Source organism: Allobosea sp. BK604 (genome assembly GCF_004341515.1).
Classification (GTDB): Bacteria; Pseudomonadota; Alphaproteobacteria; order Rhizobiales; family Beijerinckiaceae; genus Allobosea.
Map to the genome: position 1 here is coordinate 449,137 of NZ_SLZF01000005.1, position 12,823 is coordinate 461,959.

The 12,823-nt window shown below is 67.5% G+C and carries 12 protein-coding genes; 7 read left to right on the plus strand and 5 right to left on the minus strand.

The annotated features are described in order from the left end of the window. The first annotated feature begins 75 nt into the window (after positions 1-75). Genes EV560_RS17970 through cofD form a run of 4 tightly spaced genes read left to right on the plus strand, consistent with a single transcriptional unit; the run spans position 76 to position 3,621 of the window. Complete coding sequence (locus EV560_RS17970; RefSeq protein ID WP_131857137.1) at positions 76-801, plus strand: EthD family reductase; 726 nt, start codon at positions 76-78, stop codon at positions 799-801. Between the two features lie 29 nt (positions 802-830). Continuing rightward, positions 831-1,832 (plus strand): glucose-6-phosphate dehydrogenase (coenzyme-F420), encoded by a 1,002-nt coding sequence (gene fgd, locus EV560_RS17975; protein WP_131857138.1) that lies wholly within the window; start codon positions 831-833, stop codon positions 1,830-1,832. A 56-nt stretch (positions 1,833-1,888) separates the two neighbouring features. Further along, the gene (cofE, locus tag EV560_RS17980) at positions 1,889-2,647 is read left to right on the plus strand and encodes a coenzyme F420-0:L-glutamate ligase (RefSeq protein WP_131857139.1); all 759 of its coding nucleotides are present in this window, start codon (positions 1,889-1,891) and stop codon (positions 2,645-2,647) included. Beyond that, positions 2,644-3,621, plus strand: a complete 978-nt coding sequence (cofD, locus tag EV560_RS17985; protein ID WP_131857140.1) for a 2-phospho-L-lactate transferase — start codon at positions 2,644-2,646, stop codon at positions 3,619-3,621. The genes cofE and cofD overlap by 4 nt, the downstream gene beginning before the upstream one ends. Before the next feature lie 38 nt (positions 3,622-3,659). Here the strand turns inward: cofD and EV560_RS17990 are convergent, their stop codons facing one another. The 5 genes from EV560_RS17990 to EV560_RS18010 form a co-directional block, all read right to left on the minus strand. Then, positions 3,660-4,511, minus strand: a complete 852-nt coding sequence (locus EV560_RS17990) for an ABC transporter permease (RefSeq protein ID WP_131857141.1) — start codon at positions 4,509-4,511, stop codon at positions 3,660-3,662. A 39-nt stretch (positions 4,512-4,550) separates the two neighbouring features. Continuing rightward, positions 4,551-5,501: an ABC transporter permease gene (locus EV560_RS17995; RefSeq protein ID WP_131857142.1), complete on the minus strand. Its 951-nt coding sequence runs from the start codon at positions 5,499-5,501 to the stop codon at positions 4,551-4,553. 64 nt (positions 5,502-5,565) lie between these two features. Beyond that, positions 5,566-6,612 (minus strand): LLM class flavin-dependent oxidoreductase, encoded by a 1,047-nt coding sequence (locus tag EV560_RS18000; protein ID WP_131857143.1) that lies wholly within the window; start codon positions 6,610-6,612, stop codon positions 5,566-5,568. A 24-nt stretch (positions 6,613-6,636) separates the two neighbouring features. Then, a complete protein-coding gene (locus EV560_RS18005; protein WP_131857144.1) occupies positions 6,637-6,843 on the minus strand; it encodes a tautomerase family protein in 207 nt (68 codons plus the stop codon). A gap of 40 nt (positions 6,844-6,883) precedes the next feature. Next, entirely contained in the window at positions 6,884-8,422 is a 1,539-nt protein-coding gene (locus EV560_RS18010; protein ID WP_165923522.1) for an ABC transporter substrate-binding protein, read from the minus strand. A gap of 265 nt (positions 8,423-8,687) precedes the next feature. Between EV560_RS18010 and cofC the strand changes: the two genes are divergently transcribed. The 3 genes from cofC to pgl are packed head-to-tail and all read left to right on the plus strand — an operon-like array spanning position 8,688 to position 12,609. Beyond that, positions 8,688-9,428, plus strand: a complete 741-nt coding sequence (cofC, locus tag EV560_RS18015) for a 2-phospho-L-lactate guanylyltransferase (RefSeq protein WP_131857146.1) — start codon at positions 8,688-8,690, stop codon at positions 9,426-9,428. Continuing rightward, positions 9,428-11,857: a 5-amino-6-(D-ribitylamino)uracil--L-tyrosine 4-hydroxyphenyl transferase CofH gene (gene cofH / locus EV560_RS18020; RefSeq protein WP_131857147.1), complete on the plus strand. Its 2,430-nt coding sequence runs from the start codon at positions 9,428-9,430 to the stop codon at positions 11,855-11,857. The genes cofC and cofH overlap by 1 nt, the downstream gene beginning before the upstream one ends. 29 nt (positions 11,858-11,886) lie before the next feature. Continuing rightward, positions 11,887-12,609: a 6-phosphogluconolactonase gene (gene pgl, locus EV560_RS18025; protein WP_248312112.1), complete on the plus strand. Its 723-nt coding sequence runs from the start codon at positions 11,887-11,889 to the stop codon at positions 12,607-12,609. Positions 12,610-12,823 lie beyond the last annotated feature (214 nt).

The window sequence follows — 12,823 nt, forward strand, 5'->3', positions numbered from 1 at the left end:
GAAATCTTTCGTTGAAACACCGCTCCCCTCAATTATGATTCAGTTCCGGAGAAATTCTTGCGGAACCGAAATAAAATGATCGTCCTGAGCGCGTATTACGCAGGCACCGTCAAGCCTGAAGATCAATCGGTATTTGATGATTACGTCCGCCATGTTCACCTCCCCTTGGTTTCCGGTTGGCCCGGACTCCGTAAATTGAGACTACTCAAGAACGATGGCCAGCCTTATCTTGGTGAGGCCCCGCAATATTATCAGTCTTTCGAACTGACCTATGACAGCGCCGAGGCGCTCGCTCTCTCCCTGCAGTCAGAGCAGCGTAACGAAACGAAGAGTCGTTCCATAGAGGATCGTCCTAAATTTCGTGGGCTTTTCAATGGAGAGGTCCGGCACGTCGTCTATGACCAGACCGCATATACGCCGCCGCTTCCGGCCGGGCCGTCGCCGGCGCTGCTGCGCTGCGCCTATTACAAGGGCACGGTCGCGCCCGAGAACCGCGACCGCTTCGACAGCTATATCCATGACGTCCATTTGCCCGATGTCGCGAACTGGCCGCATCTGCGGCATCTGCGCCGCCTGAAGAACGATGGCAGCCCGTTCCTCGAAGAGAAGCCGCAATATTACCAGGCCTTCGAGCTCGCCTTCGACACGCAGGCCGAGATGGACGCGTGCATGGCCTCCGAGGAGCGCAAGGAAACCCGCCGCATCTCGGCGCAGGACCGCGACAGCTTCAAGGGCCTGTTCCTGGGCGATGTCCATCACGTGAACTACGCCTGCCACGACATTCCCGTCGCCGGCGCCTAATCCGCAGTTTCGGGCAGGAGATCAGAAGCGTGCTCAAACTCGGATACAAGGCGTCCGCGGAGCAGTTCGGCCCGCGCGAGCTGGTGGATTTCACGGTCGAGGCCGATCGGCTCGGCTTCGATTCCGCCTTCATCAGCGACCATTTCCAGCCCTGGCGCCACACGGGCGGGCACGCGCCCTCGGCGCTCGCCTGGATGGGCGCGGCGGGTGCGGCGACGCAGCGCATCCTGCTCGGCACCAGCGTGCTGACGCCGACCTTCCGCTATCATCCCTCGATCGTCGCGCAGATCTTCGCGACCCTCGGCGTGCTGTTCCCGGGCCGTATCGCGCTCGGCATCGGCACCGGCGAGGGGCTGAACGAAACGCCGGCGATCGGCGTCGAATGGCCCGAGGTCAGGGAACGCTTCGCCCGCCTGCGCGAGGCGGTGACGCTGATGCGCAAGCTCTGGACCGAGGAGCGCGTCTCGTTCACGGGCGAGTTCTACAAGACCGAGAACGCGACGCTCTATGACCGCCCGGCCGAGCCGGTGCCGATCTATGTCGCCGGCGCCGGCCCGATGATCGCCAAATATGCGGGTCGAGCGGCCGATGGCTTCATCTGCACCAGCGGCAAGCCGCGCGAGCTCTATCTCGAGACGCTGCTGCCGAATGTCGAGGCGGGCCTGGCGGCGCGCACCAAGCCGGCGACCGGCTTCGACCGGATGATCGAGATGAAGGTCTCGTTCGATCCCGACAGGGAGCGCGCGCTGGCAGATACGCGCTTCTGGTCGGCGCTCGCCCTGTCGGCCGAGGAGAAGATGACGGTCGAGGACCCGCTCGAGATGGAGCGCCTCGCCGATGCCCTGCCGATCGAGCGCGTGGCCAAGCGCTGGATCGTCTCGACCGATCCGGACGAGCATGTCGAGATGATCAAGCCCTATCTCGCCATGGGCTTCAACCACCTCGTCTTCCACGCGCCGGGCTCCGACCAGATCCGCTTCCTGCGGCTCTATGCCGAGCAGGTCATGCCCCGCCTGCGGGCTTTGGCATAGGGTCGGCTCGTGCGGGAGCGCCCGTTTTCCGCATTGCCTCGCGCGAAGGACGTCCGATGAGACAGACGACGCTGACAGCCCTTCCGGATTTCCCGCTCGTCGCAGCCGGAACCGATCTGGCGGAGCTGCTGGCGGGCGAACTGGTGCGGCACGGGCTCATCCCTGAGGATGGCGACATCCTCGTCCTCGCCCAGAAGATCGTGTCCAAGGCCGAGGGGCGCTTCGTCGATCTCGCCGAGGTGACGCCGTCGCCGGGGGCCGTCAAAGTCGCCGGCGAGGCCGGCAAGGACCCACGGCTGGTCGAGGCGATCCTCAGCGAATCCCGCCGTGTCGTGCGGGTGCGAAAGGACCTGATCATCGTCGAGCACAGGCTCGGCTTCGTCATGGCCAATGCCGGCGTCGACCAGTCGAATGTCGGAACCCGGCCCGACATCGCCCTGCTCCTGCCCGAGGATCCCGATGCGAGCGCGGATGCCTTGCGCCAGGCGCTCGGCAATCGCTTCGGCGTCCAACTCGGCGTGATCATCAACGACAGTTTCGGGCGGGCCTGGCGCAAAGGCGTCTGCGGTGTCGCGATCGGCGCGGCCGGCCTACCCTGCCTCATCGACAAGCGCGGCGATGTCGACCTGTTCGGGCGCGAGCTGAAGGTCACCGTGATCGGCTTTGCCGACGAGGTCGCCGCCGCCGCATCGCTCGTCATGGGCCAGGCGGATGAGGGCTGCCCGGTCGTGCTGGTGCGCGGCCTGTCCTGGCAGCCGCAGGAGGGACGCGCGACCGACCTGGTGCGCGCGGCGGCGGAGGATCTTTTCCGATGACGGGCAAGGTGGTGGCGCTGTCCGGCGGCGTCGGCGGCGCCAAGCTGGCGCTGGGCCTGGCGCGGCTGGTCGCGCCGGAGGATCTCCTGATCGTCGCCAATACCGGCGATGATTTCGAGCATCTCGGCCTCAGCATCTCGCCCGATATCGACACGCTGACCTATGTCCTGTCCGGCCTCGACGACACCGGACGTGGCTGGGGCCGCCGGGACGAGAGCTGGAACTTCATGGCCAGCCTGAAGGAGGTCGGCGGCGAGACCTGGTTCCTGCTCGGCGACCGCGACCTCGCGCTGCATGTCGAGCGCACGCGGCGGCTGCGGCAGGGCGAGAGCCTCGCGGCCGTCACCGATGCGATCACGCGCCAGCTCGGCATCGGCCCGGCCGTGATCCCGATGAGCGACGATCCCGTGCGGACCAAGCTCAGGACCGACCAGGGCTGGCTCGACTTCCAGCATTATTTCGTGCGCCTGCACTGCGAGCCCAGGGTCGAGGAGATCGTGTTCGAGGGCGCGGCCGATGCGGCCCCTCACCCCGCGCTGATGGAAGCGCTCGCCGAGCCGAACCTGCGGGCGATCGTGATCTGCCCGTCGAACCCGCTCATCAGCATCGAGCCCATTCTCGCCGTTCCCGGCATCCGCGCCGCCATCGCGCGAGCCGCCGCACCGGTCGTCGCGGTCTCGCCGATCGTCGCCGGCCAGGCACTGAAGGGGCCGACGGCCAAGATGCTGGCCGAGCTCGGCACGAAGCCGAGCGCCGAAGCGGTCTTCCAGCGCTATGCCGATCTTCTCGACGCCTATCTCGTCGAGGATGGCGAGGAACTGTCGTCAGCGGAGAGCCGCGCGCGGGCGCTGCCGGCCGCCACCATCATGCGGAGCCTCGACGACCGCGTCGCGCTGGCGCGCCGGGTGCTCGATGCGGCCGATTCCGGCACGGCCCGGGATTTCGCGAGCCTACGCCGCGCCCGCCCGGCGTAGGCGGCCTCGCCTTCGCCCGCACTCACCCTCTCCCGGACTCAACCCCTGGACCTCGCCATCGGATCGAGGATCTGCCGCAGGCCTTCGCCGAGCATGATGAAGCCGAGCACGGCGAGGAAGATCGCGGTCGCCGGCGCCAGCGCGAAGCTCGGCTGCAGCTCGAGATACTGGAAGCCGACCTGCACCATCGAGCCCCAGGTCGATTGCGGTGGCTGGGCGCCGAGGCCGATGAAGCTCAGGCTCGACTCGGTGATGACGGAGAAGCCGATCGCCAGCGAGGCCTGCACGATCACCGGGTTGATCGCGTTGGGCAGGATATGCCGGAACAGGATCACCCGGACCGGCGCGCCCATCGAATAGGCGGCCATGACGTAGTCGTTGTGCTTCAGCGACAGGACCTGGCCGCGCACCAGGCGCGCGAAGGCCGGGGCCGAGACGAGCGCGATCGCGATCGTGGTGTTGACCAGGCCGGTGCCGAGCACAGCCGCGATCGTCAGCGCCAGGACGAGCGGCGGCAGCGCAATGATGCTGTCGAGGATCCGCATGAAGACCTCGTCGAGGATGCCGCCGGCATAGCCGGCGACGAGCCCGAGCGGCACGCCGACCAGCGCCGCCAGCACGACCGAGGCGACGCCGACGGAGAGCGAGAGCTGGGCGCCCGCGACGAGGCGGCTCAGGATGTCGCGCCCGAGCTCGTCCGTGCCGAACGGATGCCTGAAGCTCGGGCCTGACAGCACGGAGGTGTAGTCCATGTCGTTGGGACCGTGCGGCAGCAGCATCGGCGCCACCAGCGCGATCAGGACCTGCGTGACGACGAGGATCGTCCCCACCGCCGCCAGCGGGTTGCGGAACAGCACGCGCAGGCCATGCCGGACACGATCGAAACGCATCCTGCGGTCCTCGGCGCGCATATCGCTCACCTCTTCCATCTAGCCCTGCCTGGTTCTGGGATCGAGCAGGCCGTAGGCGAGGTCGACGAGCAGGTTCGCGAAGACCACGGCCATGGTGATGAACAGGACGACCGCCTGGACGACCGCATAGTCGCGGCTGAGGATGGCGTTGACGAGCAGGCGGCCCATGCCAGGAATGGCGAAGACGGTCTCGGTGACGACCGCGCCGCTGAACATCGTGCCGAGCTGCAGGCCGAGGATGGTCGCGATCGGCAGCATCGCGTTGCGGAAGGCGTGCTTGACGACGACGCCGCGCTCGCTCAGCCCCTTGGCCCGGGCGGTGCGGATATAGGGATAGTTCAGGACCTCGGCGAAGCTCGACCTGGACTGGCGCGTCAGCACCGCGGTCAGGGCGAAGGTCAGCGTCAGGGCCGGCAGGATGGTGGTACGCAGGCTCTCGAGCGGATCGGTGAAGGGCGAGACATAGCCCGAGGCCGGCAACAGGCCCCAGCGCAGGGCGACGAGATAGATCAGCAGGCCGCCGGCGAGGAAATAGGGCATCGCCGCGCCAATCATCGAGAAGACCGTGCCGACCCAGTCGGTCCAGGAATTCAGCCGGACGGCCGAGTAGGCGCCGAGCGGCACCGAGATCAGCACCGCCAGGACCCAGGCCATCAGCCCGATCTGCAGCGTCGGCAGGATGCGCGGCAGCACGACGTCGAGGACCGGCTGGCGATTATAGACCGAATAGCCGAAATCGCCGGACAGGGCCCGCTCGACCCAGGCGACATACTGGACATAGAGCGGGCGATCGAGCCCGTATTGCTGGCGCAGCTGCGCGATGACCTCGGGCGAGGTGTCGCTCTGCGCCTCGCCGGCGATCATCATGATCGGGTCGCCGGGCAGGAGCCGCATCAGCAGGAAGATGATCACCGAGGTCATGATGATGACCGGGATCGCCGCCAGGACGCGCTTCAGGATGAACAGCACCGTTCGGCCTCCCTGTCACGGAGCCGGACAGGGCGGGCCCACATCACGTCTCCATGGCACATGATCACGTCGCCTCGCCAGCCTCCGCGGAGACGAGGGAGAGCGCGCGCGGGACGACCTCGTTGGCGAAGGCCGCGATGACGTCGCCGATCTTCTGTCCCGGCGCCGCATGCGGCCTCAGCGTGATCTGGGTGACGCGCGGCGTCAGCGCACGCGCCAGCTGCTCGGCGACGCGCTCGGGGCTGCCGACCAGCACCATGGCCTCGACCGCCTCGCGCGGCAGCAGCGCGGCGGCCTTCGCCGCGGCTTCCGGGCTGCGCTCCTGGGCCAGGGCCGCGAATTCGTCGGGCAGGGTCACGTTCAGCTCGGCGAGATAGTCCCAATGCGGATATTGGGAGAGGATGCGGCTCGCCACGCGCTTGCGCATCACCGTGAAGGCGGCAGCGTCATCGTCGTTGATGCAGGCCTCGACACGCAGCCCGACATCGACGGTGGCGGCATCGCGCCCGGCCTTGGCGATGCCCTCGTCGAGCTTGCCGGTATAGAAATCGAAGGCGCTCGGCTGAAGCACGTTGGCGATCAGCACGCCATCGGCGATCTGGCCGGCCAGGCGCGTCATCTGCGCGCCATGGGTCGCGAAATAGACGGGGATCTTGCTTCTGACGGGCTGGAAGGAGAGCTTCCCGCCATCGACCGCGAAGACCTTGCCCTGCGTCGTGACCTTCTCGCCGGCGATCAGGGCGTTGATCATCTCGACGGCCTCGCGCATCGCAGCGATCGGCAGCGTCTTCTCGATGCCGAGCTCCTTGAAGCCGGCGCCGCCAATGCCGATGCCGAGCACCGCCCGACCGCCGCTGAGCTCGTCGAGCGTCGCGATGGCGGCGGCGGTGATCGCCGGATGACGCGAATAGGGATCGGTGACGCCGGTCCCGATCCTGATCGTCTTCGTGCCAAGCGCCACGGCGGCGAGCGCGATATAGCACTCGCGCGCGAAGCGCACGTCGGTATACCAGAAATACTGGTAGCCGAGCCCCTCGCTCTGTTGCGCCAGGCTGACGAGTTCGGCGACGTCATAGTCAGAGAACAGCAGCAGGCCGAGCGACGGGGACATGGGTTTACCCGAGACGTCCACCGCTTATTCCTTCTGTTCCGCAGGCGGATTCGAATATTCGGGCGCGCCGCCGATGATGAAATCCTCGCGCGCCACATTGTCGAAGATCACGTTGACCGCATGCCGCTTCGAGCCGGCGATGCGGACGAGCGCGTCGGTGATCGCCTCGGCGATCTCCCGCTTCTTCTCGGGGGAGCGGCCTTCATGAAAGAAAACGCGAACGACAGGCATGGCTTTTTCCTGGGGTTGATGGACGTCTTTGCTTGGGTGGTCAGCCGAGATGGATCGTCTCGAAGGCCGTGATGCCGCTGGGGGTGTGGACGAAGCCCTTCACGCTCGGGTGCAGGCCCTTGAAGTCGGAGCTGTAATGCCAGGGCACGTAGACCGCGTCCTCGTTCATCAGCTCGGAGATCTTGCGGAAGATCGCCTTGCGCTCGGCTTCCGACTGCGCCTCGCGCTGCGCGCCGATGAGCTTGTCCATCTCGGGATTGGCGTAGCCGTGGAACTTGGCGTAGGAGCCGCCCGATTGCAGCAGGATCGCGAGATACTGGTCGGGATCGGGCCGGTAGCCCCACCAGCCCTGCAGGTCCATCGGCATCTGGCCGGATTGCAGCAAGGTCCGGTAGCCGGCTGAATCGACCTGCTCGATCTCGACCTTGACGCCGATCTCGGCGGCATTGGCCTGGAAGATCTGGGCGGCGCGCTGCTTCACAGGGTCGGGCTGGAGCGGGCCCTTGATCACGATCGGGGTCGAGATGCCGGATTCGCCGATCAGGCGCTTCGCCTTCTCGACATCGCGCTTGAACGGCTTGTAGTCGGCATCGAAGAACGGCGAGCCGGGCAGGATGCCGTCGAAGCCGATCGAGCCCGTGCCGAAATAGGCGATCTTGTGCAGCGCCTCGCGGTCGATGCCCCATTGGAAGGCCTGGCGGAACGCCTTGGACCGGCCGGGATGCTCGTCGCGCAGGTTGAAGCCGAAATATTCCCAGCGGAAGCCGGGCTGCTCGGAGACGACGAGGTTCTGCGTCTGCCTGAGGCGCGAAATATCCTGCAGCGGCAGGGCCTCCGCCATCTGCACGCCGCCCGAGCGCAGCTCCGCCAGGCGCGTGCTGTCGGTCGGGATCGGACGCAGGATGACCCTGTCGAGATAGGGCTGGCCGGACTGCCAGTAATCCGGGTTCTTCTCCAGGACGGTGCGCGTGTCCTTCTGGTATTCGACCAGCTTGAACGGGCCGGTGCCGACCGGGCGGAGCCCGTAATCCTTGCCCGATTTCTCCATCGCTGTCGGCGAGCCGATCGCGCCCGCGACATCGGTCAGCGGAAAGGCGAAGGCGGCGAAGGGATATTTCAGGACGAAGCGGAGCGTCGTCGCATCGACGACCTCGAGCCGGTCCAGGGCCCTGAGCTCACCCTCGCGGATCGAGCCCGTCTTGGGGTCGCGGATGCGGTCGATATTGTATTTGACCGCAGCCGCGTCGAAGACCGTGCCGTCATGGAACTTGATGCCGGAGCGCAGCTTGACCGTGAGGACCTTGCCGCCATCCGAGAATTCCCAGGACTCGGCCAGGCGCGGCGCGAGGCGGCCCTTGTCGTCGACGGTGAAAAGCGTGTCGTGGATGGCCTGCGAGGCGGTGCGGCCCTGGACGTTGCCGGTCAGGTGCGGATCGAAGGTGATCGGATCGGCGAAGATCGCGACCGTCAGCGTACCGCCACGCTTGATCGTTGCGGGAGCCTGGGCCCGCAGCGGCGAAGCGACCAGCCCGATGACCGGGCCCGCAGCCATGAAGCGAAGCAAGTTGCGCCTGTCCATCATGTCGCCGAACACCCCTCGTCGTCTCGTTGAATGAGATCAATTCAGGTCAGGTTATCGGCGCTCGAAAGGTGGTCAACGAAAGAGTTTGTCCCGGAACTTGCCCTAGTTTCGCTTCTATGGCGTGCCCTGCGGCAAAAGCTGGACTTGGGCAAATTCACCTGAAAAGTCTTGGGTTGCGCGCCTTCGCGCGGCGAATACCTTCCGACGGCGAGAGCCGGCCTGCGCACCCCCCTTGCGCCCGCCCTCTCGCTGGAGCCGGACCATGACTTTGACGCGCGACATCTGGGCGGTATTGCCGATCAAGGACCTGACGCAGGCCAAGCAGCGGCTGTCCTCCGCCCTGTCGCCCACCCTGCGGCGCGGCCTCGCCGCGGCAATGGCGGAGGACGTCCTCGCGGCCCTTGCCGCAACGCCCGAACTCGCCGGCATCCTCGTCATGACGGACGACCCGCAGGCCATCGTCCTCGCACAGACATACGGCTGTGCGATCTCGACGGAAAATGCGCGCTCCGGCCACACCGCCGTCGTCGCGGCGGCCGCCCGCAAGCTGCTGCAGGAAGGACGCGGCGGCATGCTGGTCGTGCCGGGCGACATCCCGCGGGTGACCCCGGCGGAGTTCTCCGCCCTGATCGCGGCCCATGCCGGAAGCAGCGGCTTCAGCATCTCGCCCGCCCGCGACGAATGCGGCTCGAACGCCATCATCTGCTCGCCGCCGACGCTGATGCCGCTGACCTACGGCAATGACAGCTATTGGCCCCATCTCGCGACGGCGCGGGCACGGGGCCTCGAACCGGTCATCTGCCCGCAGCCCGGCATCGGCCTCGATATCGACCATCCCGAGGACCTGGCGCTCTTCCTGGAGAGCCCGTCGCCGACGCGGGCATGGGCCTTCCTCGAGGCGCAGGGCCTGACCGACGGCGCCCCGCCGATGCCGACCGCAGGCCCTATCCTGCCGGCGGCCGAAGCGATGCCGGCTGCGCAGGCCCAGGGCGCCAAGCTGTGATGCAGCGCCAGGGCCAGGCTCGCGCCGCAGAAGTCGGTCAGGATACGCTGATCGGCCCGGTCGACGATGCGGCGGCTCTCCGGCTGGAGACGATGCCGCTCTCAGCGCTGATCGCCGCCGCCGCCCGCCTTCGCGACCATGGCCATGGCGATCTCGTCAGCTATTCGCGCAAGGTCTTCATCCCGCTGACACAGCTCTGCCGGGACGTCTGCCATTACTGCACCTTCGCCCACCCTCCCCGGCGCGGGCAGCGTTCGTTCATGACGCCGGAGGAGGTTCTCGCGGTCGCCCGCGACGGAGCGCGATTCGGCTGCAAGGAGGCGCTCTTCACGCTCGGCGACAAGCCGGAGCTGCGTTACCGCGCCGCGCGCGAGGAGCTCGCCGCCCTCGGGCATGAGACGACGCTGTCCTATCTCCTGGCGATGGCCCGGCTCGTGCGTGAGGCGACCGGGCTGCTGCCGCATATCAATGCCGGCCTGATGAGCCGGGCCGAGATCGAGCAGTTCAAGACGGTGAGCGTCTCGCAGGGCATCATGCTGGAGACGATCTCCGACCGGCTGTCGCAGCGCGGCGGCCCGCATTTCGGCTCTCCGGACAAGATCCCCGCGCGCCGGCTCGCCATGATCGAGGCGGCCGGGCAGGCACAGGTGCCGTTCACCACCGGCCTGCTGATCGGCATCGGCGAGACGCGGGCGGAGCGGATCGAGGCGCTGCTGGCGATCCGCGCCCTGCACGAGCGCTACGGGCATATCCAGGAGATCATCATCCAGAACTTCCGGGCCAAGCCCGGCACGCGCATGGCGCAGGCGCCCGAGCCGTCGCTCGACGAGCAGCTCTGGACCGTCGCGGTGGCGCGCCTGATCTTCGGCGCGACGATGAATATCCAGTCGCCGCCGAATCTCAGGCCCGAGGCGCTCGCCGCCATCATCGGCGCCGGCGCCAACGACTGGGGCGGCGTCTCCCCGGTGACGCCGGACCATGTCAATCCCGAGGCGCCCTGGCCGGAGATCGAGCGCCTCGCCGCGCAGACCGAGGCGGCCGGGAAGCTCCTGGTCGAGCGACTCGCGATCTATCCCTCGCATCTTCTTGATGGCAGCCGCTGGCTGGCGCAGCCGATGCTGAAGGCCGCGCTTGTTCATGCCGATGCCGAGGGTTTCGCCCGCGCCGATGCCTGGGTGGCGGGTGCCGGGATCGACCCGCCGCGGCTCGCAGCCCCGGCCGTCCAGCGCCCCGCCTCGCGGGAACTGGCGGCCATCCTCCGGAAGGGCGCGCGCGGCGAGGAACTGGCCGAGGCGGAGATCGTCAGCCTGTTCGCGGCGCGCGGGCCCGCCTTCGACGCCGTCTGCCGGGCGGCGGACGAGATCCGGGTCGAGGCTTGCGGCGACGCCGTCTCCTATGTCGTGACGCGCAACATCAACTACACCAATATCTGCTACTTCAAATGCAAGTTCTGCGCGTTCTCGAAGGGCAAGCTGAGCGAGAACCTGCGCGGGCGGCCCTATGATCTCGAATTGTCCGAGATCGGCCGCAGGGCGGCCGAGGCCTGGGAGCGCGGCGGCACCGAGGTCTGCCTGCAGGGCGGCATCCATCCCGATTATACCGGCCGGACCTATCTCGAGATCTGCCGGACGATCAGGGCCGTCGCACCCGATATCCATATCCATGCCTTCTCGCCGCTGGAGATCTGGCAGGGCGCGGCGACGCTCAAGCTCTCGGTCCGGGAGTTCCTGCTGGCGCTCAAGGAGGCCGGATTGTCCTCCCTGCCCGGCACCGCGGCCGAGATCCTCGACGACGAGGTCCGCGCCGTGATCTGCCCGGACAAGATCAGGACCGAGCAATGGCTGTCCGTGGTCGAGACTGCCCATGAGGTCGGCTTGCGCAGCACGGCGACGATCATGTTCGGCCATGTCGACCGCTACGAGCACTGGGCCCGCCATCTCCTGCGGATCAGGCGGCTGCAGGCCCGCACCGGCGGCTTCACCGAATTCGTCCCCCTGCCCTTCGTGCCGATGGAGACGCCGATCTTCCTGCGCGCCGCCTCGCGCAAGGGACCGACCTATCGCGAGGCGGTGCTGATGCATGCCGTCAGCCGGATCACGCTCAACCCACTCATCGACAACATCCAGGTCTCCTGGGTGAAGATGGGCGCGGACGGCATGCGCGACTGCCTGCGCGCCGGGGTCAACGATCTCGGCGGCACGCTGATGGAGGAGACGATCACGCGCTCGGCCGGCGCCCTTCACGGACAGGAAATGGCACCCTCCAGGTTCCTGGCACTGATCGCCGAGAGCGGCCGGCAGCCCCGCCCCCGCACGACGCTCTACGGCGATGCCGCCCCGACCCGCGTCGCGGCCGCGCTCGCCGCCAGGCCGCTGCTGCCTTCGCATAGCGCGGCGCCCCGGAAGCGCGAGCTTTCGGCGACCGCGTGACGACTGCTCCGAATCCGGGAGACCCGCCCTTGGCCGAGACCATCGTCCATTCCGATCCTGATGCCGTGGCGGCGGCCATGGCCGGGATCATCGCCGGCCTGTCGCAGGATGCAGGGCGCGAACGCATCGCCATAGCCCTCTCCGGCGGCTCGACGCCACAGCGGCTCTACCGGCTCCTGGCCTCCGACGCCTATCGCGACAGCGTGCGCTGGCAGCGGCTGCATCTGTTCTGGGGCGACGAGCGCGTGGTGCCGCATGACCACCCCGACAGCAATACGCGGATGGTGAGCGAGGCGCTGCTGCAGCATGTCGCGATCCCGCCGGAGAACGTCCATCTCGTGCCGACGCAGGCCGGCGATTGCGAGCGCGTGGCCAGCCTCTACGACGAGGAGATCCGGCGCTTCTACGGCGGCTCCGGGCCTGAACCGGGCCGGCCGCTCTTCGACCTCGTCCTGCTCGGCCTGGGCGGTGACGGGCATACGGCCTCGCTGTTCCCGGCGAGCCCCGCCCTGGCGGATCGGGCGCATTGGGTCGCGCCCGTCCCGGAGGCCGGCATGAAGCCCTTCGTGCCGCGGGTTACGCTCACCTTCGGCGCAATCGCCTCGAGCCGCGAGATCGCGTTCCTGGTGACCGGCGAGGACAAGCGAGACCGGCTTGGTGACATCAGGGCAGGCCGCGATTTGCCGGCGGGCCAGGTCAGATCGGACGGCCGGATCACCTGGCACATCGATACGGCCGCCGCGGGGAGCTGAGGGCTCGCCGGGCTGCTGCCGAACCGATCTGATCGCGAGGCGGTCAGATCGGACAGGCGTTCTCTATCAATCGTTTAGAGCCGGTTTCGACCAGATTGATTCAACCTGATCGGATCCGGCTCGAGCGCATCGGCCCGAAGTGGATTGCGGTTTTCGGAAAAGCCGATGCGCGCGCTTCTCACCCCCACAGGGGCACGGTCACCGCGAACCCCAC

What these genes read in the sequence shown, in the direction of transcription:
- cofC (WP_131857146.1), top strand. Translation starts at nt 8,688, where the DNA reads ATGACTTTGACGCGCGACATCTGGGCGGTATTGCCGATCAAGGACCTG.
- cofH (WP_131857147.1), top strand. Translation starts at nt 9,428, where the DNA reads ATGCAGCGCCAGGGCCAGGCTCGCGCCGCAGAAGTCGGTCAGGATACG.
- EV560_RS17970 (WP_131857137.1), top strand. Translation starts at nt 76, where the DNA reads ATGATCGTCCTGAGCGCGTATTACGCAGGCACCGTCAAGCCTGAAGAT.
- cofD (WP_131857140.1), top strand. Translation starts at nt 2,644, where the DNA reads ATGACGGGCAAGGTGGTGGCGCTGTCCGGCGGCGTCGGCGGCGCCAAG.
- EV560_RS18005 (WP_131857144.1), bottom strand. Translation starts at nt 6,843, where the DNA reads ATGCCTGTCGTTCGCGTTTTCTTTCATGAAGGCCGCTCCCCCGAGAAG.
- EV560_RS18010 (WP_165923522.1), bottom strand. Translation starts at nt 8,422, where the DNA reads ATGGACAGGCGCAACTTGCTTCGCTTCATGGCTGCGGGCCCGGTCATC.
- EV560_RS18000 (WP_131857143.1), bottom strand. Translation starts at nt 6,612, where the DNA reads ATGTCCCCGTCGCTCGGCCTGCTGCTGTTCTCTGACTATGACGTCGCC.
- cofE (WP_131857139.1), top strand. Translation starts at nt 1,889, where the DNA reads ATGAGACAGACGACGCTGACAGCCCTTCCGGATTTCCCGCTCGTCGCA.
- EV560_RS17990 (WP_131857141.1), bottom strand. Translation starts at nt 4,511, where the DNA reads ATGCGTTTCGATCGTGTCCGGCATGGCCTGCGCGTGCTGTTCCGCAAC.